Source organism: Virgibacillus sp. 6R (genome assembly GCF_001895305.1).
GTDB classification, from domain to species: Bacteria; Bacillota; Bacilli; order Bacillales; family Amphibacillaceae; genus Virgibacillus; species Virgibacillus pantothenticus.
On sequence record NZ_CP017762.1, the window covers coordinates 142176 to 165566 of the forward strand.

Below are 23391 nucleotides of genomic sequence, written 5' to 3' on the forward strand. Positions count from 1 at the left end.
AGTACCCCCTTCGGATTTAACTCACATTAAAGCTCCAGTCATTTTCCAATCCAGTAATATATGGACACCGTGATTGGACTTTAGCGTTCTTTTGGTTACCTTGACAAACTCTTCATAAAGTGTATCTTTAATCAAGAGCAGTTTTCATTCATCACCCCACTGATTGTTAGTACCGTAAAGGCCGCTTACGAAATCGGGCATTTTGGTGTGTTATCTCCCACTTAGAGTTGTATCAGTAAAGATATCCAACTCCTGAAGAGAAAGCCTTACAGCACCTTATATGCGGGATAAAAATTAATACCTCAGTGAAGTAAATTGTGTTGTGCTATGATTTTGAAAAAGACTTATCTCAGCACGGTTTGTCAAGAAGGAAGCGAACAAATACAGCTGATCCATTCTGCTAACCTTTGCCCATCCATGGAAAGATTGATCAGCAATACGTTTTCCTGCTTAAACAGGCACGTATTTACTCTCATCATGTATGATTGTTTCGTTTATGCTGTATAGCTGGCTTTAGGACTTGACACTATTCATTTATCCGTGATAAAACACCATTAATAAATTTCCCGGATTGTTCATCTCCAAACGTATTGGCTAATTCAATTGCTTCGTTGATAGAAACACTTATAGGAATATCGTCTACATACTGCATTTCATATACTGCAATACGAAGAATTGCTTTTTCTACAGAAGCAATTCGATCCAAGCTCCAATTCTTTAGTTTTGCACTGATCATTGCATCAATTTCCGCTTTATAATGCACTACACCATTAACAAGCATATTTAAAAAGGCATCCTTCTTTACGTGCTCATCTAAATGCTCCATTTCATGGATGGGTTGCATATCATTAATGTCAAGAGAAAATAAAATTTGCAATGCCTTTTTTCTTGCTTCATGTCTATTCATTCCTTACTAACTCCTTTAGTTCATCTCTTCCAAAATCATAACACGATTCCAACAGCAACGCTACAATCAACCATTTTTTATGTTGCACTAAATAGCTTATCGTAACAGCCATCCTCTTATCATAGAATTATGTTCTAGCATACCCATATGCCGCGAACTTTTATCTTTGCTCACTTCTTTAAGAACGAAAAAGAAAATGCCTTTCATGAGAATAGGTATTATTCACATGAAAGGCTTTTTTCCTTAAAGTTGTGATAACGTCTACGCTTTAATTCGAAGCTACCTGACTAATTATTTTCTGGTCCTTCTTCTGTAGCATCCATTTGAATTCCCACAACGTGAACATTAATCTCATCAATTTCTAAAGCGGTCATATTTTTTAACGTTTGCCTAATATTGGACTGAATCATTTGGGCGACGTTTGGGATCGAAACCCCAAATTGTAGAATTACGTATAAATCAATCACAATTCCATTATCGGTTAACTCCACCTTTACCCCTTTACTATGAGACTTTTTTCCAAATCGTTCAACTACACCAGAAGCAAAATTCCCTCGCATTGCATAAAGACCATCCACTTCAGAAGCCGCTAGACCTGCAATGACTTCAATGACTTCCGGGGCAATTTCAACTTTACCTAAATTGTCATCACTTACATTTAGTAATGGTTGTTCACTCATATGCTCACTCCTTTATTCATTTTATTCAGCCTAATCTTGAACTATCGGATTTTCTTCAAGAAATTTTGTATTAAAGTCGCCATTTATAAATACTGGATGTTCCATTATCTGTTGATGAAATGGAATCGTTGTATGAACACCTTCAACAATAAATTCATCCAATGCTCGTTTCATACGATGAATTGCTTCTTCCCTAGTGTTACCATACGCAATCAATTTGGCAATCATTGAATCGTAATAGGGAGGTATGCGGTAATCAGGATAAACCGCAGCGTCTACGCGGACCCCAAGTCCTCCAGGCGGCAAGTACATAGAGATGGTTCCAGGTGACGGCATAAAATTCTTAAACGGATTTTCCGCATTAATTCGACACTCAATCGCCCATCCTTCTAGGGTAATATCAGCCTGTGTATACGCTAATGCTTCGTTGTCAGCAATTTTAATCTGTTCTTTAATCAGATCAATACCAGTAATTAATTCCGTAACTGGATGCTCTACCTGAATACGTGTATTCATTTCCATAAAATAAAATTGATGTGTTTTCCGATCAAATATATATTCAATGGTGCCAGCCCCTTCATAGTTAACTGCCTTAGCTGCTTTTACAGAGGCCTCCCCCATTTTCTTACGAATATCTGGCGTTATTGCCGGAGACGGCGCTTCTTCTACAAGTTTTTGTAGCCGACGCTGTATCGAGCAATCACGTTCCCCAAGATGGATGACATTGCCATGTTTATCAGCTAGAACTTGAATCTCCACATGGCGGAAATCTTCAATATACTTTTCCAAATAAACACCTGCGTTACCAAAAGAGGTTTCTGCTTCTTTTTGGGTTACTTCTATCCCTTTTTTTAATTCTTCCTCTGTCCGGGCTACTCGAATTCCTTTCCCGCCGCCACCTGCAGTAGCTTTAATGATCACTGGATAACCTATTTGATCAGCAATTACTTTTGCTTCTTCTTCATCTTTAATAACCCCATCAGATCCTGGAACAATGGGAACATTGGCAGCTTTCATCGTTTGCCGAGCAACGTCTTTAATTCCCATTTTTTGAATAGCCTCTGGAGTAGGACCAACAAAAGTTATCTTACAAGCACGGCATATCTCTGCAAAATCAGCATTTTCTGCTAAAAACCCATATCCTGGATGAATAGCGTCTACTCCAGTCATCGTCGCTACACTCATGATATTGGTAAAGTTTAAATAGCTATCCTTGCTCTGAGTTGGTCCAATACAATAGGCTTCATCAGCCATTTGAACATGTAGAGCCTCACTATCAGCCTGGGAGTATACAGCTACTGTTTCAATATTCATTTCTTTACAAGCACGAATAATTCGAACAGCGATCTCCCCTCTGTTTGCGATCAACAGTTTTTTTATCACACTTTACATCCCCTTACTTTGTACTAACTCGAAATAGTGGCTGTCCATACTCAACTAGCTCACCATTTTCTACTAATATTTCTACGATTTCTCCGTCAACTTCAGCTTCAATCTCATTAAACAATTTCATTGCCTCAACGATACAAACTATCGTTGATTTATCAACTTTACTACCTACCGACACAAAGTTTTCCTTTTCTGGGGATGGAGCTGCATAAAACGTTCCTACCATTGGTGAAACAATTTCATGGTCAAAAGCAACCGTACGCTCCTCTTGAACAGAATCTTGTATATGGTCTTCACTCGTTTTTTCTGTTTCCAGTTGCTCTGTTCCAGATACAGTTTGCACGGGAATGTTTTTCGTTTGTACTTGGTCATTTGCGGAAGCTTTCTTTATCGAAATAGACGCTCCGCTTGTTTCATATTTGAATTCTTCAATGGATGTTTGATCAATTAACTTTATTATTTCCTGTATTTCTTGTACATTTAGCATATATTCAGGGCACCCCTTCATTTTTTAACTTATTATTAGGTACTAATAACTCCTGTTAATATTTTACGATAAATGGTGAACAAACTTCAAGGTATATTATGAGAGATCCTTGACGAAGAGTTGCCTACGATATAATTATAACAAACTATAAATGGAAAGCGAGGATAAAGTAAAGCTTCGATCAGCTTATATGTAAAGGATGAGGTGCTCAACCAATGATAAACAAATCGTTGTATTTTACATATTAGAAAAACTTGGCTTGTCGCCAAGTCTAATGGCGAAAGCCTTTTGTTTTTCTTATACTTTCCTATAGTGTAAAAAAATCCGAGTTGCCCCGGATTTCCATAGCCTTACTTATCTTTTTTGGTTGGCGCTTCAGATGGTAGATAGGATACATTGACTTTTTTATCCCCTAATTCATCTTTTACCATTTGGATAATCGAAACTGCTTCAGATTTCGGTAAATTTTCTTCAACTTTCACTTGAACAGTTACACTTTCATCATCGGAACGTACAAGTACGTCTTCATAATTAGCGGAAGCAACAATTGTCTCTTCTAAAATCTTTTCTTTGGATGCCAAATCTTCAATTGCATCGATTTCTTGTAATGCTTCATCTTTTTCTGCGGCGCTGGCAGAGCTAGAAGCTACAACGTCTGTCAATCTCTCTTTTTCCATATTGCGCTTATCTTGTAATTCCATACGAATGGTCGTAAAAAGCTCATCTTGTCCTACATTTGATATTTCCTCTACTTCTGCATCATCGTTTGCTTCTGAGTCAGTAGGGACCGCTTTCTCATTCGTATTGTCTTGTCCATCGTTTATATAAGCTAAATCTTCACTATCAGGTGAGGTCATATAATAAACACTTAATACAATCATTAAACTTAACATCGTTAATAGCCAAACAGTTTGTTTTTTCAACATTTTCATTCCTCCCTTAATTCTTTGGCATTACGGACACCCGGTGTGTAGGAACGTCTAACACACGGGAAACAGCTTCAATAATCCATTTTTTAACCGTTGCATGATCCGCCCCCTTAGCTACAACAAATACACCTCTGACTTCCGGCTTTTTCGTTTGAATGAGCAAGGGGACTTCCCTTTCACCTTGTCTCACCAACACTGTCTGCGTTTCTTCTGTACCGTCTTCTGTTTCTCTAGTCCCACCATTTGTATCAGTTTCTTCCGTTGTCTGTTGCCCTTTGATTAAGTTTTTCTCATATACCTTGATACTTGTAGATTCCAGGTTCACCATCACCTCAGCTTCGGAAACGCCCTGTATTTTATTTAATAATGACTGTAAGTCCTTCGTATAAATAGATTCCAGTTCTTCCATATTTGACGTTGTTGTTTCCTTTGAAGATGCTGTTTCCTTTACATCTGGTTCACTATTCTGTTCTATCGGCTGTTGTATTGGCTCTTCCAGGTCCGTTTCAGATGAGGAAGAAAAGATATTTCCTATGATGATCAACATTACACTGACTAAAGCTAAAATAATCATATAACTAATTTTTTTAGGTGGTTTTTTCCCATCCTTTTGAAATAGTTTCTTTAATTTTTCTATCAAGATCTCCCTCCCTCCCACTGCAATAAAAGTTTCTTTTGTTCTATCTCCCATAGATCATTAAGCATCGCTTCTATGTCCTGAAGCTTGTTATCTTCTCTTGATTGTTCCGGGCTGTCTAAATCAATTACTACATCATCTACGATTCGCACTGCTCCCTCCCCATCTTTTGATTCATTTACATACACAATGACTTCATCCAAATTTTCATACGTCTTTTCTCGTTCATCTGCAAATCGAAATTGAATATCTGTGATCTCTGCCTGGAATTTATCCTGAAGCGGTTCTTTTGCTATTTCTTTTAGTTGGACAGCCATTTGTTCTAAAATATATGCATCTTGTGTGTCTTCTATTTCATTTTTTTGCGTTTCAATGGATTTATCTAATGCATCATTCTGGTTAATTTCTTGCAAAACCCCTGATAGAGAGGTTTCTAATGCACGTTGAACATCGATTTGAAAAATAAAAAATAGTGGTTTTAATAAAATTAAAATAAGTATAAATCCAACGACGAGCTTAATATATTTCTTCATGGAAGTAGCTGGAATAACTAAATCGATAATCGTAGCTAGTAAAATAAATAAAATTATTTGTGTAACCCAATCTATGACCATTCCCACTTTAAGCTCGCCCCCTATCGTAAAAGTAATGTTATATTACTTGCTACGACAATAATGACAATCGCTAAGAAAAACATAAACGATACTGCTAGTAAACATGCAAGGATAAACACAATGTACTTACTGATCGTATTCAATGTAGTAATTACTGGTCCGTCTCCAATTGGTTGCAAAATGGCTGCAGCTAGTTTGTAAATCAATGCAATAGCAAAAATCTTTAAAGCTGGGAATAAAGCGATAAATAAAATAACGATTAACCCAACGATTCCTACTGCATTTTTTAACAATAACGAAGCACTTAATATCGTATCTGCCGCATCTGTCATTGTTCGACCAACAACCGGAATAAAATTCCCCGTTATAAATTTCGCTGTTTTCATCGCTACTCCATCTTGAATGGCACTTGCTACTCCCTGTACAGACATAATGCTAAGAAAAATGGTAAAGAAAACACCAAGCGTACCGATTGCTATGGATTTAAATAAATTGGCCAAATGCGTTACTTTATAATGTTCCGTTAAACTGCTAACAATCACTAATAGCGCAGATAAAAACAATAACGGCAAAACAAAATTAGCAACAATCAGTCCACCTGCATGAATAAGAAAGATGATAATCGGATGAAAAAATGAAACAGCAACAAGATTTCCAAAGGATGCCATTAATCCTAAAACTAAAGGTAGGAGCGCAATCATAAAACTGCTCATACCGTCAATTGCTTCTTTGGTATACGTCACTGCTGAATAGAAGCTGTTTAATGCCAAAAAGATAAGCACAATGTACACAACAAAGTAGGCTATTTTACTAACAGTACTCGCCTCAAAAGCATTATGCATCGTCTGCAGCATCGCTGAAAATAAGGTTAACATTAAAAGCAGTCCCAATAGCTTACCGTTTAAAATGAGTTCATGAAATAAAAATTCCATAAAGCCGATAATAATGGCTTTTGGCGACAAGGAATTTTGATTTTTTATCAATTCATACACGCTTGCTTTTTCAAGCTCCGGTAAATACCCACCATATTCATTCACTAGCTTACTCCAATACGCTTGTACACCATCCAAAGATATTTCTTCTAGCATGCTTTCCTGCACATCAACTACATCGTCTGTTCCTTCAGAAGTGTCCGCTGCTGTTCTGTCATATCCCAGAAAGAAAAAGCCAAAAGCACATAAGAGAATCATAGGTATGCGTTTATAATTCATCCACGATAAAAACTCCTTTCCGGGATTTATTTGCCAGCAATGCAACATCCATTATGCTGAAGGGATAAATTGTAAAATAGCTTCAATTACTGCAGTTATGATCGGAATAGCCAATAATAAGATAAATAATTTCCCTGCAAGCTCTATTTTATTTGCTACCGAAGTTAATCCAGCATCCTTAGTTATGCTTGCTCCCAATTCAGCAATATAAGCAATGCCAATAATCTTCAAAATGGTTTCCAAATACATCCCATCTACTTGCGCCTTAGCTCCTAATGATTGAATCAACTGAAATATATGATTGATTTGCTGGATGATAGACAAAAAAATTACAATGCCAGTTATTAAAATCACAAAAAATGCAAATGTTTGATTCACATTTTTTAAAATAATATAAAGCAAGCTAGCTACAAGACCTAACGTCACAATTTGTAAAATATCCATCGTACATTACCCTTGATAAAGAAATACGGATTTGATCTGCTGAAATAGATCTGATAGACCATCAATAACGAGTACAAGGACGATAATAAAGCCAATTAACGTAGCAAATTGGGCTATTTCTTCCTTTCCCATTTGTTTTAATATGGTGTGGATTAAAGCAACAATAATTCCTATTCCTGCAATCTGAAATAAAATCGTCGCGTCAGTAAACATTGGGATAAACTCCTTTCACCTATAAAAGCAACAATACGACAAATACACCACATAATATGCCTAAACTTTTGGTCATTTTCCCATATCTCTGATACTGTTCATTAGCAGCTTCCAACTCCCGTTCTAAATGACTGGCAGCCAATTGGATATGTTTTTGCTGTTGCAGAAAATCATGTTTTCCCAGTGTTTGTCCAAATTGCCGCAAAATTTCTTGCTCGTTCTTTCCTAAACAAGATATATCCATAAACGCATCTAAGCTATTTTCCCAAACAACTTGAAAATCTTTACTCTCATAATTCATGTTTTTATACAATCGATCGAAGAACGCATGAATGGGAAAAGGAGTCTGCTTTTGAATCGTATAAAAAGCCTCTTGTAATGGTAAGTGACTATACATCATTTCTGCTTCTAATATTTGCAATGCATTCTTCACTTGTCTTATATGCTTGGGGCGATTAGCTAGCCGATTGCTCCATTCAAATCCAATCCAGGTTGTTGTGGCAATAAAAAGAATGGCTCCAATCCATATCATGAATACCCCCCCATTTTTGTCGTTAGCAAATTTCTTTGGTTTGCATCATAAATAGTGTACGTATGCCCAGATGCTACTGTACGGTTAAGAAGAACAAAACGCTCAAAAATCCTTCCCTCAAGCAATACTTGTACACCAGGACGACGCTTTAATTCTTCTAGGGAATAGCCATGCACAGTACATACCACGGCAACACCTGCATGGAGAGCTTCCATTAAGGCATTTACATCTTTCTGATTGCCAATCTCATCAACAATCAATACTTCAGGCGACATCGAGCGAATCATCATCATCATTCCTTCTGCTTTAGGACAAGCATCCATCACGTCTGTCCTTGCGCCTACATCATGTTGAGGTATCCCTTTAATGGAAGCAGCTATTTCAGAGCGTTCATCAATGATACCGACTTTATTTGGTGGAACATGCTCCCACCCAGTAGAGATCATCCTTGCTATATCACGAACAAGAGTTGTTTTACCTGTTTGTGGTGCCCCAATAATTAACGTATTAACATAACCCTGTTGATATAAATGTGAGATCACCTTATTAGCTGTGCCAACTTTTTGCTTGGCAATCCGAATATTTAAAAACGTAATATACTGAATAGCTTTTACAGACCCGTGTAACGTATTAACCTTTCCTGCTAACCCTACGCGATGTCCCCCTTCAATGGTCATATATCCTTCCCTTAACTCTTCTTCCATTCGATATAAGGAATAGTCACTTAATTGCTGGATGATATGAGTGAAATCATGCTTGTCCGGAACAAAGTGAGCAAGCTGTTCATAGGTTTGGTTAAAGATAAGTTCGACAGGTTGTTGAAGCCTTAAACGAATTTCTTGTAGAGTATCCCATCTATGCGCAAGTGTACGATTTAACTCCTTTTGCAATCGTTCAGGAAAAAGTCTGCTTATTTCATCCATTAGCTTCTAACCCTCGCTTTTTTTGCAATTTCATTTATTAGTAAATGTATGCATCAACAGACGAAATATGACTTGATAGTAAACGAGTAGTAATAAATTAGTGAAAATTTATGGAACGGAGGTTTTCTTTTTCCCATTGATTGTTTGTTTCGCAACGATACAAACTAAAGTCTTAGTAAGGAGTTGAACATTTGACTTGCATTTAGATTTTATGCTCATCCTATTGGGATTCTTCGCGGAATGAAAGCAGCCGGTTACATGTGGGAGATAATTGAATAGCTATTGAAAGAATAATTTTTGTTCTATGACAAGATTTTACAAATGATATATTAGTATAATAGATATTTTTCTAAAGGCGTTTATTATCTGTAATAAGTAAAACGTTACTTGCAACGTATTTCCCATATAAAAAAGGAAGTTCTTGCTTGAAGTTATTGGATAAAAGGTGAACCCTGGCGATTCCTCTGTGAACTTCGGCGATTTTCCAGTAAACTCCATTGGTCACTCTATGTATCCCGAAGATTCGGCACATCTAGTGTTACAAACCTGTGGGTCAAATTATATACTTTGTAATCTTTGAACAAAGGCGCGGGGCGCCCGTTTAGCAACGTAGCGAATGGAATGAATCAACTAAAGATTTAGGAATCATGCCACTAAAAACAGGGGTATGCCGACGCCTAAGCGGCAAGCCCGTTTTTAGTCGGCCTTCCTCTTTGCGACGAACCGATGAGGCCTTATCGTAGGGAGATTTCGTGAAGTCGCATCGTTGCTGAAGATCGGATCTAATTTCCTGAGGCAGATTTGACCTTGATGTTTAGCCTTATCCCACTCAACCTGTAAATGAGAATTAGTACGTTATTACTATTTTGTACTCAATGCCAGATTGCATCAATGCAGATAAAGAATCGAGTGAAAACCCATTTTTGAATCAAGAAAATAGAGCCTTTTTCATAAAAAACTTGGTTAAATGCTACTTGTAAAAATGATAATTACAGTAGGTGTGTTAGAATTACTCAAAAACTTGAAAAAAGTACTTGACATTGTACGCTATACAATAAAAAAAACAGCCTCTAATGGACTGTTTTTTCAACTTATGCTCTTGATACGTACTTTCCGTCTGATGTATTAATGACCAACACGTCTCCTTTATTAATAAAGAAAGGTACTTGCACCGTATGACCCGTCTCTAACGTAGCTGGTTTTGAGCCGCCACTTGCTGTATCACCTTTAATACCTGGCTCTGTTTCGACTACTTCTAACTCGACGTTATTTGGCAGTTGCACTCCTAGCACTTCCCCTTCATAAGTCACAATGGAGACTTCCATATTTTCTTTCATAAACTTTAACTCATGGTCAATTTGACTGCTGGAGAGCTCTATTTGTTCGTACGTATTGGTATCCATAAACGCATGCATATCACCAGATGCATATAAGTACTGCATTTTCTTTGTTTCAATATGTGCCTTCCCTACCTTTTCTCCAGCACGAAATGTTCTTTCTTGAATATTACCATTTCGTAAATTCCGAAGTTTAGAACGTACAAATGCAGCTCCTTTCCCAGGCTTTACATGTTGGAATTCCATTACTTGCCAAATATCATTATCTACTTCTATCGTTAATCCTGTTTTAAAATCGTTCACTGAAATCATATTATGCCTCCATTATAGCTGAATTAATTCTTTCGGTGCTAAAGTTAGTCGTTCATTTCCTGTTTCTGTTACGACAACATCATCTTCAATTCTACAACCGCCAACTTCAGGAATGTATATACCAGGCTCTACGGTAACGACCATACCTGTTTCTAATGGTTTTTCTGACCGAAAAGATAACGAAGGAGCCTCATGAACTTCAAGACCTAGCCCATGACCTGTGGAGTGACCAAAATAGTCTCCATAGCCTTTCTCTTTAATATAATCCCTTGTAGCAGCATCTGCATCTTTTCCAGTAATGCCAGATTTAATTGCAGTTACACCGCGTAATTGCGCTTCTAAAACAACATGATATATAGAATGTAATTGCTCACTGATTTCCCCTACTGCTACGGTACGGGTAATATCAGAACAGTAGCCTTGATATAATGCGCCATAATCCATCGTTACAAGTTCACCAGCTTGGATTTTTTTATCCGAGGCAACGCCATGAGGTAAAGCTGAACGTTTTCCAGAAGCTACTATAATATCAAAACTGGAAGAGGTTGCACCTTGCTTACGCATAAAAAACTCCAATTCATTAGAAATATCTATCTCTCTTACGCCAGGCTTAATATACGCTTGAATATGTTCAAACGCATCATCTGCTATTTTTGCAGCTTTTTTCATAATGTCCAGCTCATCGCTCGTTTTAATAATCCGTAACGCTTCCACCATATTATCCACAGGAATCAATTCCGCTTCGAATGTGTCCTTAAACGTTGTATACTGACTATATGTAACATGGTCTTGCTCAAATCCTAATTTTTGAATGTCCATTTCCTTTAGTTGGCTTTTTATTTCTTCGTTCAATCCATTTTGATGCTCCACTACTGTAAAATCAGCGATCTGATCATTCGCTTGCTTCGTATAACGAAAGTCAGTAACAAAACGAGCATCTGTTTGGCTTACTAATGCAACACCTGCTGTACCGGTAAAACCAGTTATATAGCGACGGTTGATGGAACTGGAGATTAAAATGCCATCTAATTCTTTTGCTTGAAGCAACTGTCTTAATTTGGTGAGTTTGCTCATCCTTCTCATCCCTTCCCTATTCGTTCATTTTTGTACAGGAAAATCGACTGTATCCAGTTTATCATAAAGATAGCTATTTGAATAATATAAGTTGTCGTTTCAAAGCTTATGACTGCTTTGCCTCGGTTTGATTTGCGTTATTATTAGCACCCTGTAAATCATGATAATCATACGATATAGAATACCCGATAAATGTACCATAAAGAATGTAGGCGCATAGGCTCGATACAATAGTATCGATATCCAATTTTTGAACAGATGGGACCGTTGTAAAAATGGGATTCAACACATAAAAAATAGCCCCCCATAATATAATCCCAAAAGCAACTCCCATCCAAACAGAATTTACTTTTTTAAATAACAAGAAGTAAGCTAACGCAACTGCAATCGAAATGATTCCAATAACTAGAATGGCAATAATATTCCCAAGCCAAGTATCGATCCAATCTGCATGAAACCATGAACTGAGTACAAACGATTTTGGAGCTACTTGAGAAAAATTAAAAAAGTACAAAACTGTGCCGAAAGCGCTCCAAATTACTCCCCCGATAAATCCTGTCAACAGTGATCTTGACAAGATAGTCATTGGCGTTTCATGTTTGTTTTGTTCTAACTGTTTCTTTTGTTCTTTCAATCTGAACACCTCCAATATGTAGTATGACCTATTTGGGATGTACCAATCCCAATAATATATATTCATTCACTATATCCTGTTTTTTCTAGTTATTTCCCTAGTAATGAAGTAAAATAAAAGCAAAGACATATGAAAATTATGCAATCTATCCCTTGCAAAAAATAAAAGTGGAATATTTTATCATCAAACAGGTAATGCTATAAATGATGTTCATAAACATATATCGTTCTAAAGATATCGTCCATACTCTCACTAGAAAAAGAGGAAGCAAGCAGGAAGTATACTCGAGTATACTTCTCGGAACAATAAATCATGAAAAACCGATTTCCCCTCTTGGCTCGTTTCATTCCAAAGAGTCAAACAGAAGCAATGATTGCTCGGAGTAGTTCATGAGATTTAAATTATAAATATAGATAGGAGGACACGTCATGAAGCGAAAATCTATTTCTATTCCGGTGTATATGATTATTGGTTTAGCTGTGATTGGACTAACGACACAGCTGTTTACAAACACCGTCAGTTTTATCAACAGTATGTTAATTTCTATCGGAGTCGGAGTCGTTCTATTTACGATTATCTATTTTTTGTTTATTCGAAAAAAGAATTCTTCTAATGAAATGAAGAAATATAAGCAAGCGGTAAAGCAATCAAAAGCGAAATACCATCATCAAAAACCTGTTCATAAAGCAACCGCTGCAAAAGAACAACCATCTAACGCACTTCGAAAGAAAAGAAACAAGCGTGCAGCTCATTTACGAGTAATTGATGGTAATAAACATAAAAGAAAGGATCGTGCCTCTTTTTAACGCACGATCCTTTCTTTTTCACTAGGAAGCTATCCATTTTGTTCATCTTAGATTAGTTGTGATAACCTGCTTTTTTCCCTTATCCTTTTATACTCACGTTAGTCTACTACTTACGCCTTCACTTCAATTTTCAGAAAATATCGCGCGGATGATAAGTACTTATGTTTTGTCTGCTTATTCTAAAAGAAAACCAGGAAAACTACTTGGGCCATCGATCGAGAAATGTATCTGTATATTCATATCCTGCTTGAATAAGCGTTTCTTTTGTAGTTTGATCGATATAAAAATCAGTACTTTCAATATTTCGCACAGGAATAAAAACGATGTTTTTTGCATCTGTTGTGGAAATATATCGGGCATCATGTGCTTCTTTCATAGTAAGAAATAAAGCATGAAACATATGGAGTGCTGTTTTAATTTTTCGGGGTTTTAATTCTTGGATTGGGGTAGTAGTTAATTTCACACCTATGATTGGACGAGTTCTTTTATGAGGTTTTTTTTCAAACACCCATAGTGGAAAATTACTTAATAGACCACCATCAATAATCAAACTTTTCCCTTGGTTACTTGCTGTTATTTTGTTGGGCATGAAAAAATACGGAAAACCTGCACTCATGCGAATTGCTTTAGCTACAGAAAAGTTTTCTGGGGAGATGCCGTAAATTCTTTCCAAATCATCAGGAATAACAACAAGTTTACCTAAAGATATATCACTAACAACGACTTTTAAATACCCTGGTTGAATATCTTTGAACGTGTAAATGTTCTTCGCCGCCAATTTTGCAGCAATCCACTTTTCTAATTTATTCCCTTTGTATATTCCTAATTGATAATATAAAAACAACCACTTTGTTACAGGTATCCACTTTGCTAATGCTGGAGGGTCTAAGAAATCCTTTAAATCCAAATGTTCCATAAATGCTTGTATTTCTTGATACGTATATTTAGCCGCTAGTAAACAAGCTATAATTGCGCCAGCTGAAGTACCTGCGACTCGCTCCCATGTAAACCCTTTTTCTTCTATCCGCTTCATTGCACCAATAAACGCAAAAGCTTTCACGCCGCCACCCGAAAAAACACCATCAATCCGCATAAGCATTCTCCCCTCATCGCTTATAGGCTTCTTTTTTTTAAGGGGTATTCAAATATCCGGCAAAATAACACGTTCTGTGCAGCTTCATGTTCCTAGCGCCTTCGTATATATATTATTTATCTAAGCCTGCCTCCAATTTTGACTCAGAGAATTCGCTAGTCATGCATTGCATCTGATAAGAAAGGCTTACGGCTTCAGGCAGTAAATACATCGCGCACAGGAAAGTCATTTACTTTCTTTAGGGCAGGAAGCAGCTTTACATAACATTGACAATAAATTCATCAGCTTTTAGCTACCAGTACGTATTTTTACCTTCTGTATGAACACGCTCCTATTAGTTTTATAAGTAAGCAGAAGGGTAGCAAATTAGAACCTTTTGTAGAGGAAAATCAAAGTAAGCTTTCTCTATTCTATACATAACATACTTCCCCAAAAGCCACACTCATCCTGTGAACAAGTAGAAACCCATAAATCATGTAAAAGCAACTGCTGAAACTTCGACACAAAGGCCGATCTAGTAGGATACTGAGTGAGTATTACGATTTTTGGTAGCGGTATCTCGCTAATAAGCCAAGATAAATTAAAAGCTACGCATTCATTATGGATGGATTAACCTGTAAATAATTTTATGAGTTACTTTCTAACTCTGCTTCTTGATGTGTACGTTTCAACGCTTCAACTCTTGCTTCATCTTGCTTAAAATAATTGACAACATCGCCAATCCGATCAATGGAATTCCAGCTCAAATGGTGTTCAATACCTTCTACATCATTATAAATATTTTCATGCTCTACCCCGATGATTTGTAAAAATTCTTCTAGCAAGTCATGTCGGAATACTAACCGTTCACCAACTTTTTTTCCTTTAGGTGTTAGTATAAATCCCCGGTATTTTTCATAATTTAAGTAATCATCTCGATCTAATTTTTGCACCATTTTTGTTACTGAAGAAGGATGTACTTCTAATGCTTCAGCAATATCTGAAACACGTGCATACCCTTTCGACTCCATTAAATTATAAATTTGTTCTATATAATCTTCCATGCTTGGTGTAGGCATTTATATATCCTCCATTTCAAGAATAATTTTTTATCTAAGGCAAAATTGTTTCTGTATTAAGAATACATGAAATACGAATAGGAAACAAGCTAAAACATCGTACCACATATCGCTATTGTTTTCATCCCCCGTTTTAAGTAAGAATCTGCCACTTATTTGCTGGAGCCACTCTACTTACTATCATGGCAATTTAATAATACTTATTGAATAATCGTAAAGGACTAAAGTATTTTTTTCAAAGTAAACTCTGAACTATCTAGAAATAATGGATGGTATAACCCGCCAAAAATATACTTTGCTTTCCGTAGGCAGCTTACTAACAACTTGGAGATCTCATTGACCCATGATCTCTAAAAAAGTTGAACTTTATAAGAATACGTATCCAACAGATGCAACATATAGAATCAAAACTGCATCCCCATCCTCGTAAAGTAAAGCCTCACATATAGTTTTCTTTGCTCACCGCTTGCTGATGCTGGCATTTGCGCTTGAATTCCTCTATCCCCTAATTATCTTTCGAGATTATTCAATATTATAATAACCTCTGTATCATATGAATCATACCTTGCTGCAAATAAAAAGCTTTGATATAATTTTTGAAAAATCCCGTTTTACCACCTATAATAGAGATTGTACAAATGTGAAAGACGGGGGAAAAATAATGGAATTTTTAGTAATACTCATCGTAGTTCTTGCAGCCTTCCTTATATTTCGTTTTTTTAGACAACGCATGTATTTAAAAACATTAACGGAAGACCAATTTCGTGAAGGTTATCGTAAAGCTCAATTAATCGATGTACGGGAACCGCAAGAATTCAAACGCGGTCATATTCTTGGCGCCAGAAATATACCAGTAACGCAAATGAAACAACGCTTGGTGGAAATGCGTAAAGACAAACCAGTATACCTTTATTGTCAAGGTGGTTCAAGAGCTGCAAGAGCCGCACAACTTTTGCATAAAAAAGGATACAAAGATATTAGTGTTTTAAAAGGCGGCTTTAAGAAGTGGACTGGTAAGATTAAACAATCTTAAACTTCTAGTTTCGATAAGTTTATCAACGCAAATAAACCCAAAGGTCACCAGCTATACTGCCTTTGGGTTTTGGTTATGACTTTAGTTCGTTGAGCTCACGACAGCGTGCGAAACAGAAAACTACCTGCTATGCTATTATTTTTCATACCGCAAAATCGGCTTTCTAGCAGCCGTTGTTTCATCCATTCGCTTAACGATCGTATCATGTGGAGCTTCTTGTACTAGTTCTGGTTCGTCTCTTGCTTCAGCAGCAATCTTTTTCATTACCTCGATAAATCCATCTAGTGTTTCTTTTGCTTCCGTTTCTGTCGGCTCTACCATTAGTGCCTCTTCTACATTTAACGGGAAATAAATCGTTGGTGGATGATACCCATAATCCAACAAACGTTTAGCAATATCTAATGTGCGTACACCGAGCTTTTTCTGACGTCTGCCAGAGAGCACAAATTCATGCTTGCAATGTTGATCAAAAGGAAGATCATATTCTTCCTCTAATTGTCTCATCAAGTAGTTTGCATTTAATACAGCATACTCACTCGCTTTCTTTAACCCTTCTGCACCCATTGTACGAATATACGTATAAGCACGTAAATAAATTCCAAAGTTACCGTAATATGGTTTCACCCTACCAATTGAGTTAGGAAGATTATAGTTAAAACGGTATGCTTCTCCTTGCTTTTCTAATAATGGCTTCGGTAAGAATGGTTTTAATTCTTCGGTCACACCAACCGGTCCAGAGCCAGGACCTCCGCCTCCATGAGGACCCGTAAATGTTTTGTGCAAATTTAAATGAACAGCATCAAACCCCATATCTCCAGGGCGTGCATAACCCATAATTGCGTTTAAATTAGCTCCGTCATAGTAAAGTTTTCCACCTGCGTCATGCACGATTTTTGCCATTTCTTCAATTTCTGTTTCAAATAAGCCTAACGTATTCGGGTTCGTTAACATTAATGCTGCTGTATCAGGACCAACTACTCGTTTCAAATCCTCTAAATCAACAAGCCCTTTTTCGTTAGATTGTACTGTTACAGACTCAAAACCGGCAACCGTCGCAGAAGCAGGATTCGTACCATGTGCTGAATCCGGAACGATCACTTTCGTACGGTGGAAGTCTTCATTTGCCTCATGAAAAGCACGAATCATCATTAAAGCAGTCCATTCACCTTGCGCACCTGCAGCAGATTGCAATGAGACTTCATCCATTCCCGTTATCTCGCACAATGCAGTTTGTAGATCATGCATCATTTCCATTGCCCCTTGCACACTGCTTTCAGGCTGATCCGGATGAATATGACTAAAACCATCCATACGTGCAACATCTTCGTTAATTTTCGGATTATATTTCATGGTACATGAGCCTAATGGATAAAAACCAGAATCCACACCATAATTTCTGTTCGATAGAGCCGTATAATGGCGCATTAAATCTAGTTCGCTAATCTCAGGGAGATCTGGTGCTTCTTTTCGAATATAAGCTTCTTCCAGTTCTTCCTCTAAATCGATATCAGGAACCTCTAATTCTGGCAAACTATACCCTGTTCTTCCAGCTTTACTACGTTCAAAAATTAATGGAAAGTCTTGATTAGCCATGAATATCCCTCAATTCTTTAACAAATTGATTTATTTCTTCCATCTTTCTGTTTTCCGTAACAGCTATAAGCATATGTCCGTTCATGTCAGGATAATCTCTTGCTAGATCATATCCTCCAATGATCCCTTTTTCAAGCAATCGCTCATTGACTTCTGCGACAGGCTTATCCAATTGAATAATAAACTCATTGAAAAACACACCTTTACAAGCAATGGTAAATCCTGCTTCTTGCAGCTTTTTCATCGCATAACGTGCTTTTTTCATATTCATAGCTGCCATTTTCTTCAGTCCATGCTTTCCGATTGAGCTCATCGCTACTGCACTCGCAAGAGCATTTAACGCTTGGTTTGAACAAATATTGGAAGTAGCCTTATCTCTACGAATATGTTGTTCTCTCGCCTGTAATGTAAGAACAAATCCTCTAACACCATCTTCATCTGTCGTTTGACCTACTAATCTTCCCGGCACCTTACGCATAAGCTTCCTTGTTGTTGCAAAATAACCGCAATGGGGTCCGCCGAATTGGGATGGGATACCAAATACTTGTGTATCACCAACAACAATATCCGCACCAAATGCTGCAGGCGGTGTCAAATATCCCAAAGCTAATGGGTTACTTGATGTGATAAACATTGTTTTCTTTTGATTTTCAAGCAGTTGCTGTACCTCTTCCATCGGTTCTAATTGCCCAAAAAAGTTTGGATACTGTATAACAACACTTGCCGTTTCTTCATCCAAAGCAGCTTTAAGTTTCGCTACATCCGTTTTTCCATTCTTCGTATCAATATAAATGATTTCCAAATTAGGACCTTTCGCATAGGTCTCAATAACAGCTCGGTATTGTGGATGGACAGCATTAGACACTAAAACTTTTTTTCGCTTTGTTTGTGCTGCACTTAAATTCACTGCTTCAGCCAAAGCTGTTCCACCATCATACATCGACGAATTTGCAACATCCATTCCTGTTAATTCACAAATCATTGTTTGAAATTCAAAAATCGCTTGCAGCTCACCTTGTGATATTTCCGGCTGATACGGCGTGTATGCTGTATAAAATTCTGACCTGGAAATAACATGATCGACAACAGATGGAATAAAATGATCATATACACCTGCACCTAAAAAGCTTATATATTGCTTCAGATTCGCATTTTTTGCAGCTAATTGTGCCAATTCTTTTTTTAAATCTGCTTCACTGGCAGGCTTTTTTAACTCCATTGAACGCTGCAAACGTACATTGCTTGGAATATCAGCAAAAAGCTCTTCTGTATCTTTGATACCGATACTAGCTAACATTGCTTGTTTGTCATCTTCAGTCATAGGTAAATAACGAAATTCCATTGATTTCTCCCCCTATTTTTCTCGTTTATAAAAAGGCGTACTTACCACTTTCGCTTGTAACTGCCGCTTCCGAACCTGCACGAGGAATTCTGTTCCCTCTTTTGCATAAGCACTATTTACTAAAGCAAGTCCTAGATTTTTTTCAAGCGTTGGCGACTGGGTGCCTGAAGTAATTACACCGACCTTTGACGGGCCATCATAAATTTCATATCCAGTTCGAGGAATACCTTTATCGATCATTTCCAAGCCTACAAGCTGTCTGTCAGCACCTTGTTCCATTTGTTTTTTCAGAACTTGCTTACCAATGAAGTCGACTGCTTTATTCACCTTTACGGCAAATGTTAAACCAGCTTCCACTGGAGTAATCGTTGGTGATAATTCTTGACCGTACAAAGGTAAAGCCGCTTCAAACCGCAATGTATCTCTGGCTCCTAAACCGATCGGTTCTGCTCCTTTTTCTTTACCAGCTTCTAAAATCGCTTTCCAAAGTGGAATTCCACTAGCTGCAGGGACATAAATTTCAAATCCATCTTCACCTGTATACCCCGTACGCGACACAATTGCTCTTCCCTCTATTCCAGTAAAGGCAACATCCACCTCAAATCTAAAAAAGCGAATCGCTGATAAATCTGTCGTTGTTAACGATTGCAATATTTCTTCTGCGAGAGGACCTTGTAAAGCGAGTTGCGCGTAATCTTCTGATACATTTTCAATTTTCACTTCTGCATTACTGTAGTTATTATGATCTAACAGCCATTGATAGTCTTTTTCCGTATTTGCCGCGTTTACAACCAGCAAGTAGTCATTTTCTGCCAGCATGTAGATTAGAAAGTCATCGACGGTACCACCGTCTTCATAACACATAAACGTATACTGTGCTCGTTTAGGAGTAAGCTTCGCTACGTCATTCGTGACAACTTTTTGCAAAAATTCTAAACTTTTCGACCCTTTAACTGCGATTTCACCCATATGTGATACATCAAATAACCCAGCTTTTGTCCTCGTTACCTCGTGCTCATGCTTAATTCCTTTAAACTGAACAGGTAAGTTCCAACCGCCAAAATCAATAGATTTTGCCCCATACACTTCGTAAATAGGATATAGAGGCGTTTTTTTTAACTCACTCATCCCAATCACTCCCTTATCATTGTTAGAAACTCAATTGGTGACAAATCTTTTTCAACATTGATTTGTCAGATTGCACGCTTAACTCCAATACTTCAAAAACGGTTCAATCTAGAATCCACTCTTGCAAATATTTAGTTTTTTACGCGCAATAAAAACAGAGATTTCATCGTTTTTTCATGAAATCTCTGTCCTGCTACCAGAAAGTTGCATACCAATACAAGGATTGGTATTTGCTTCGTGGGTGGTCCACAGCTAACCGCTGCTGTAGACACTCTCCAGAGTTGCGTCCTACAAGAGTCTGTTTGCCTGAGAGATTCGCTTTCGCTTGCTCCTTCGGCGTTACATAGTTTGACTCATTACTATATGGAATCTATGTAAGCTCTCCCCTTGTATTCATTCGCTTTTATGAAAAATGTAGTTTTGGTTATACTATGTACTAATCCATCAATGAAACATCTATTTTATTGTGTATTATTATATCACATATTTAGCAAGATAAAATAGAGAAACGATATATTCAACAAAAAAGGAAGGTTACCATGAAATCGATCTATGTAGAAAAAGATGATAGCTTCATCAAGGAACTTGAAGATAAACTTGAAAAAAATACCCCTCTTTCTTCTTGGGAGTTGTTCTCCATGGCCTATGCCGCTGAACAAACAACCATGGTGCCTAACTTTACAGGATTACAAGCGTTAGAATTTTTGCCTCACATTTCTTTTTTAGATCATCAGATTCGGACTGCAGAACAAGTTATGGAACAAATGCATGGCAGAGCCATTTTAGCCGATGAAGTTGGGTTGGGAAAGACTATTGAAGCTGGACTGGTATTAAAAGAATATATGATCCGTGGGTTAGTGAAAAAAGCACTCATTTTAGTGCCTGCTTCTTTAGTAAACCAATGGGAAAGAGAACTAAACGAAAAGTTTTATATTCCGGCAGTAGCTTATCGTAAAAACATGAGCTGGGAGCAAGGCAATATTATTATTTCTTCTTTAGATACTGCTAAAAGGGTACAGCACCAGGAAACCATTCTTAGCTTAGATTATGATTTAGTCCTTGTGGACGAAGCACATAAGTTAAAAAACCATAAAACAAAAAATTACCAATTTGTACGGTCGTTAAAAAAGAAGTACTGCCTATTATTAACCGCTACTCCCGTTCAAAATGAATTGCTGGAGATTTTTAATCTCGTGTCCATCCTAAAACCAGGACATTTAGGTAACTATGATTCTTTTAAAGCAAGCTACGGAAACGACCGGAAAAATATGAAACAAGATTTATTTTTAAAACAATTAATCCAAAAAGTAATGGTAAGAAACACGAGAAAAGAAACAGGTCTAAATCAAATTAAGCGACACATTGAAACGATTTGGACAGAATTCACAAGTGAAGAAGCAGAAGTTTATCAAACGTTAGAAGCAAGTACAGCACTGTTTCCTGCATTTTCTAAAATTACCTATCTACGTGAATTTTGTTCATCGAGGGAAGCGTGCTATTTATCCTTAAAAAAAATACTTGCTGAAAATCCACAATTAGAATCCATTCAAGATGTGGTACAAAAAATTGAACAATTACCTCACCATCAAAAAGCAGCAAAAGTGGTGGAACTTATTAATAAAATCGGCAATGAGAAAGTCATTATCTTCACAGAATATCGTGCCACGCAATTTTACTTGCAATATTATTTACAACAAAATGGCATCAGTTCCGTTCCTTTCCGTGGAGGATTTAAACGTGGGAAAAAAGACTGGATGCGCCAACTATTTAAAGATCATGCCCAAGTATTAATTGCAACAGAAGCTGGAGGCGAAGGGATAAATCTGCAATTTTGTAATTATATGATTAACTATGACTTACCATGGAACCCGATGCGTTTAGAACAGAGAATTGGACGTATTCATCGCTATGGTCAAGAGAAAGATGTGTTTGTCTATAATTTTGCAATTAGAGATACGGTGGAAGAACATATTATGAAGCTGTTGTACGAGAAGATTCATCTATTTGAGCATGTCATTGGTGATTTAGATGCTATTTTAAGTGAGTTATCCATTGATAATATGGAAAAGGAAATTGAACAAATTTATGCAGAATCAGCAACTGTTGGTGAAGCTAAAATCAAACTGCAAAATCTCTCGGCTGTAATTGAGTCAGCGCAAAGATCTGATATACAGGAGGAAAAGCAATATGGAGATACATGATTTAAATGCATTTCTGTATGATTTTTTCAAAGCACATCGCTGTCCAATTTTAACTAATCATGACGGGGTATTGACCATTCAACTCACAGAGGAGATGGACAAGGTGCTTATGAACAGACCGTTTTATTGGCATTATATAAAAAAAATGGGCTATCCAGGAGATCCCATGCAACTTACACTAATAACAAACCCTGATAAGCGGCAGGAAAAGGGGGAATGGATCCATTTTGGTAGTCCACGCTTACAACAGATTATACGTTATTTACAACAAGCAGAAAAGTACACCAAGCTATTTCAGCAACTCAATCCAAATGTGAATACCCCGCTCTTCCCTTGGCTAGTGACGAATATTAAAATTAGCTATCAAGGAAAACATAAGCGAGATGAACTGTTTTCTATTGGTCTCAATTTAATCAATGGCGTTTTGAAATCGGATATGATGGATCTGCTAAAAGCTATTTCGCTTGAAACGACTATTTCCGACTATTGCTATACACTTTCGCCAATGATTAAGCTTCATAGCGGTTATAAACGTATTGAGTCGGTACTCGATCAGTATGTAGAAAGTCAAGAGCATTCATGGGCAGTAGAAGCTTTACAGGCATTAGAAGAAGAAACCAAGCTATTACATCATTTTTACACCGAAGATAGGGAAGATGAGACGATGGAACGAGAACTCAAGGAAATACAAGAACGATTTCAACCAAAAATTACTTACCATGTCGTGAATGGTGGATTATTTTACTTAGCATCCGACACAGCTTAATCCTATTGTGACATACGATATCATTAAAGCATAAGCATATGACCTGAA

The 23391-nt window shown here is 37.2% G+C and carries 24 protein-coding genes and 1 riboswitch; of the genes, 4 read left to right on the forward strand and 20 right to left on the reverse strand.

The annotated features are described in order from the left end of the window. Window positions 1-526 precede the first annotated feature (526 nt). The 15 genes from nusB to BKP57_RS00755 form a co-directional block, all read right to left on the reverse strand. Window positions 527-907, reverse strand: coding sequence for a transcription antitermination factor NusB (gene nusB, locus BKP57_RS00685; protein ID WP_050353038.1), 381 nt, complete (start codon window positions 905-907; stop codon window positions 527-529). A 287-nt stretch (window positions 908-1194) separates the two neighbouring features. Beyond that, a complete protein-coding gene (locus BKP57_RS00690) occupies window positions 1195-1587 on the reverse strand; it encodes an Asp23/Gls24 family envelope stress response protein (RefSeq protein WP_050353039.1) in 393 nt (130 codons plus the stop codon). Between the two features lie 30 nt (window positions 1588-1617). Next, window positions 1618-2970, reverse strand: a complete 1353-nt coding sequence (accC, locus tag BKP57_RS00695) for an acetyl-CoA carboxylase biotin carboxylase subunit (protein WP_050353040.1) — start codon at window positions 2968-2970, stop codon at window positions 1618-1620. Window positions 2971-2983: 13 nt separating this feature from the next. Further along, window positions 2984-3463 (reverse strand): acetyl-CoA carboxylase biotin carboxyl carrier protein, encoded by a 480-nt coding sequence (gene accB, locus BKP57_RS00700; RefSeq protein ID WP_050353041.1) that lies wholly within the window; start codon window positions 3461-3463, stop codon window positions 2984-2986. A gap of 350 nt (window positions 3464-3813) precedes the next feature. Next, window positions 3814-4389, reverse strand: a complete 576-nt coding sequence (locus BKP57_RS00705) for a SpoIIIAH-like family protein (protein WP_050353042.1) — start codon at window positions 4387-4389, stop codon at window positions 3814-3816. Between the two features lie 13 nt (window positions 4390-4402). Beyond that, window positions 4403-5032, reverse strand: coding sequence for a stage III sporulation protein AG (gene spoIIIAG, locus BKP57_RS00710; protein WP_050353043.1), 630 nt, complete (start codon window positions 5030-5032; stop codon window positions 4403-4405). Next, entirely contained in the window at window positions 5029-5643 is a 615-nt protein-coding gene (gene spoIIIAF / locus BKP57_RS00715; protein WP_232231447.1) for a stage III sporulation protein AF, read from the reverse strand. Before spoIIIAF ends, spoIIIAG begins: the two co-directional genes overlap by 4 nt. Window positions 5644-5663: 20 nt before the next feature. Next, window positions 5664-6854, reverse strand: coding sequence for a stage III sporulation protein AE (spoIIIAE, locus tag BKP57_RS00720; RefSeq protein ID WP_050353045.1), 1191 nt, complete (start codon window positions 6852-6854; stop codon window positions 5664-5666). Window positions 6855-6905: 51 nt separating this feature from the next. After that, on the reverse strand, window positions 6906-7298 hold the full coding sequence (spoIIIAD, locus tag BKP57_RS00725; RefSeq protein ID WP_050353046.1) for a stage III sporulation protein AD: 393 nt from the start codon (window positions 7296-7298) through the stop codon (window positions 6906-6908). Between the two features lie 6 nt (window positions 7299-7304). Further along, a complete protein-coding gene (gene spoIIIAC / locus BKP57_RS00730; RefSeq protein WP_021291150.1) occupies window positions 7305-7511 on the reverse strand; it encodes a stage III sporulation protein AC in 207 nt (68 codons plus the stop codon). A 19-nt stretch (window positions 7512-7530) separates the two neighbouring features. Then, a complete protein-coding gene (spoIIIAB, locus tag BKP57_RS00735) occupies window positions 7531-8043 on the reverse strand; it encodes a stage III sporulation protein SpoIIIAB (RefSeq protein ID WP_050353047.1) in 513 nt (170 codons plus the stop codon). Further along, window positions 8040-8966 (reverse strand): stage III sporulation protein AA, encoded by a 927-nt coding sequence (gene spoIIIAA / locus BKP57_RS00740; RefSeq protein WP_050353048.1) that lies wholly within the window; start codon window positions 8964-8966, stop codon window positions 8040-8042. Before spoIIIAA ends, spoIIIAB begins: the two co-directional genes overlap by 4 nt. 1091 nt (window positions 8967-10057) lie before the next feature. Next, complete coding sequence (gene efp, locus BKP57_RS00745; protein ID WP_050353049.1) at window positions 10058-10615, reverse strand: elongation factor P; 558 nt, start codon at window positions 10613-10615, stop codon at window positions 10058-10060. Between the two features lie 12 nt (window positions 10616-10627). Then, window positions 10628-11689: a M24 family metallopeptidase gene (locus tag BKP57_RS00750; protein ID WP_050353050.1), complete on the reverse strand. Its 1062-nt coding sequence runs from the start codon at window positions 11687-11689 to the stop codon at window positions 10628-10630. Window positions 11690-11795: 106 nt separating this feature from the next. Then, window positions 11796-12323, reverse strand: coding sequence for a YqhR family membrane protein (locus tag BKP57_RS00755; RefSeq protein ID WP_072740878.1), 528 nt, complete (start codon window positions 12321-12323; stop codon window positions 11796-11798). 428 nt (window positions 12324-12751) lie between these two features. Here BKP57_RS00755 and BKP57_RS00760 point away from each other — a divergent pair, with 428 nt between their 5' ends. Then, on the forward strand, window positions 12752-13129 hold the full coding sequence (locus BKP57_RS00760; protein WP_050353051.1) for an SA1362 family protein: 378 nt from the start codon (window positions 12752-12754) through the stop codon (window positions 13127-13129). Between the two features lie 199 nt (window positions 13130-13328). Here BKP57_RS00760 and BKP57_RS00765 read toward each other — a convergent pair whose 3' ends face one another. Together BKP57_RS00765 and mntR are read right to left on the reverse strand one after the other, a co-directional pair. Beyond that, on the reverse strand, window positions 13329-14222 hold the full coding sequence (locus BKP57_RS00765; RefSeq protein WP_050353052.1) for a patatin-like phospholipase family protein: 894 nt from the start codon (window positions 14220-14222) through the stop codon (window positions 13329-13331). 626 nt (window positions 14223-14848) lie between these two features. After that, window positions 14849-15280 carry a transcriptional regulator MntR gene (gene mntR, locus BKP57_RS00770; RefSeq protein ID WP_050353053.1) on the reverse strand — a complete coding sequence of 144 codons (432 nt, stop codon included), beginning with the start codon at window positions 15278-15280 and terminating at the stop codon, window positions 14849-14851. Window positions 15281-15941: 661 nt separating this feature from the next. Between mntR and BKP57_RS00775 the strand changes: the two genes are divergently transcribed. Continuing rightward, entirely contained in the window at window positions 15942-16313 is a 372-nt protein-coding gene (locus tag BKP57_RS00775; protein WP_050353054.1) for a rhodanese-like domain-containing protein, read from the forward strand. 135 nt (window positions 16314-16448) lie between these two features. Here BKP57_RS00775 and gcvPB read toward each other — a convergent pair whose 3' ends face one another. The 3 genes from gcvPB to gcvT are packed head-to-tail and all read right to left on the reverse strand — an operon-like array spanning window position 16449 to window position 20376. After that, the gene (gcvPB, locus tag BKP57_RS00780) at window positions 16449-17906 is read right to left on the reverse strand and encodes an aminomethyl-transferring glycine dehydrogenase subunit GcvPB (protein WP_050353055.1); all 1458 of its coding nucleotides are present in this window, start codon (window positions 17904-17906) and stop codon (window positions 16449-16451) included. Continuing rightward, window positions 17899-19248, reverse strand: a complete 1350-nt coding sequence (gcvPA, locus tag BKP57_RS00785; RefSeq protein ID WP_050353056.1) for an aminomethyl-transferring glycine dehydrogenase subunit GcvPA — start codon at window positions 19246-19248, stop codon at window positions 17899-17901. Before gcvPA ends, gcvPB begins: the two co-directional genes overlap by 8 nt. A gap of 12 nt (window positions 19249-19260) precedes the next feature. Further along, complete coding sequence (gene gcvT / locus BKP57_RS00790; protein ID WP_050353057.1) at window positions 19261-20376, reverse strand: glycine cleavage system aminomethyltransferase GcvT; 1116 nt, start codon at window positions 20374-20376, stop codon at window positions 19261-19263. Window positions 20377-20660: 284 nt separating this feature from the next. Continuing rightward, window positions 20661-20773, reverse strand: a riboswitch (glycine riboswitch). A 142-nt stretch (window positions 20774-20915) separates the two neighbouring features. Between gcvT and BKP57_RS00795 the strand changes: the two genes are divergently transcribed. Both BKP57_RS00795 and BKP57_RS00800 read left to right on the forward strand, forming a co-directional pair. Further along, window positions 20916-22577: a DEAD/DEAH box helicase gene (locus tag BKP57_RS00795; RefSeq protein ID WP_072740879.1), complete on the forward strand. Its 1662-nt coding sequence runs from the start codon at window positions 20916-20918 to the stop codon at window positions 22575-22577. Next, entirely contained in the window at window positions 22564-23343 is a 780-nt protein-coding gene (locus tag BKP57_RS00800; protein ID WP_050353059.1) for a YqhG family protein, read from the forward strand. Before BKP57_RS00795 ends, BKP57_RS00800 begins: the two co-directional genes overlap by 14 nt. Window positions 23344-23391 lie beyond the last annotated feature (48 nt).

Excerpts from the sequence above, each read along its gene's own strand:
- spoIIIAB (WP_050353047.1), bottom strand. The coding sequence starts at position 8,043 with ATGATATGGATTGGAGCCATTCTTTTTATTGCCACAACAACCTGGATT.
- spoIIIAC (WP_021291150.1), bottom strand. The coding sequence starts at position 7,511 with ATGTTTACTGACGCGACGATTTTATTTCAGATTGCAGGAATAGGAATT.
- BKP57_RS00760 (WP_050353051.1), top strand. The coding sequence starts at position 12,752 with ATGAAGCGAAAATCTATTTCTATTCCGGTGTATATGATTATTGGTTTA.
- BKP57_RS00750 (WP_050353050.1), bottom strand. The coding sequence starts at position 11,689 with ATGAGCAAACTCACCAAATTAAGACAGTTGCTTCAAGCAAAAGAATTA.
- gcvPA (WP_050353056.1), bottom strand. The coding sequence starts at position 19,248 with ATGGAATTTCGTTATTTACCTATGACTGAAGATGACAAACAAGCAATG.
- gcvT (WP_050353057.1), bottom strand. The coding sequence starts at position 20,376 with ATGAGTGAGTTAAAAAAAACGCCTCTATATCCTATTTACGAAGTGTAT.
- BKP57_RS00765 (WP_050353052.1), bottom strand. The coding sequence starts at position 14,222 with ATGCGGATTGATGGTGTTTTTTCGGGTGGCGGCGTGAAAGCTTTTGCG.
- spoIIIAD (WP_050353046.1), bottom strand. The coding sequence starts at position 7,298 with ATGGATATTTTACAAATTGTGACGTTAGGTCTTGTAGCTAGCTTGCTT.
- spoIIIAA (WP_050353048.1), bottom strand. The coding sequence starts at position 8,966 with ATGGATGAAATAAGCAGACTTTTTCCTGAACGATTGCAAAAGGAGTTA.
- spoIIIAE (WP_050353045.1), bottom strand. The coding sequence starts at position 6,854 with ATGAATTATAAACGCATACCTATGATTCTCTTATGTGCTTTTGGCTTT.
- BKP57_RS00690 (WP_050353039.1), bottom strand. The coding sequence starts at position 1,587 with ATGAGTGAACAACCATTACTAAATGTAAGTGATGACAATTTAGGTAAA.
- BKP57_RS00775 (WP_050353054.1), top strand. The coding sequence starts at position 15,942 with ATGGAATTTTTAGTAATACTCATCGTAGTTCTTGCAGCCTTCCTTATA.
- spoIIIAF (WP_232231447.1), bottom strand. The coding sequence starts at position 5,643 with ATGGTCATAGATTGGGTTACACAAATAATTTTATTTATTTTACTAGCT.
- BKP57_RS00705 (WP_050353042.1), bottom strand. The coding sequence starts at position 4,389 with ATGTTGAAAAAACAAACTGTTTGGCTATTAACGATGTTAAGTTTAATG.
- mntR (WP_050353053.1), bottom strand. The coding sequence starts at position 15,280 with ATGCCTACACCAAGCATGGAAGATTATATAGAACAAATTTATAATTTA.
- accB (WP_050353041.1), bottom strand. The coding sequence starts at position 3,463 with ATGCTAAATGTACAAGAAATACAGGAAATAATAAAGTTAATTGATCAA.
- BKP57_RS00800 (WP_050353059.1), top strand. The coding sequence starts at position 22,564 with ATGGAGATACATGATTTAAATGCATTTCTGTATGATTTTTTCAAAGCA.
- BKP57_RS00795 (WP_072740879.1), top strand. The coding sequence starts at position 20,916 with ATGAAATCGATCTATGTAGAAAAAGATGATAGCTTCATCAAGGAACTT.
- nusB (WP_050353038.1), bottom strand. The coding sequence starts at position 907 with ATGAATAGACATGAAGCAAGAAAAAAGGCATTGCAAATTTTATTTTCT.
- gcvPB (WP_050353055.1), bottom strand. The coding sequence starts at position 17,906 with ATGGCTAATCAAGACTTTCCATTAATTTTTGAACGTAGTAAAGCTGGA.
- efp (WP_050353049.1), bottom strand. The coding sequence starts at position 10,615 with ATGATTTCAGTGAACGATTTTAAAACAGGATTAACGATAGAAGTAGAT.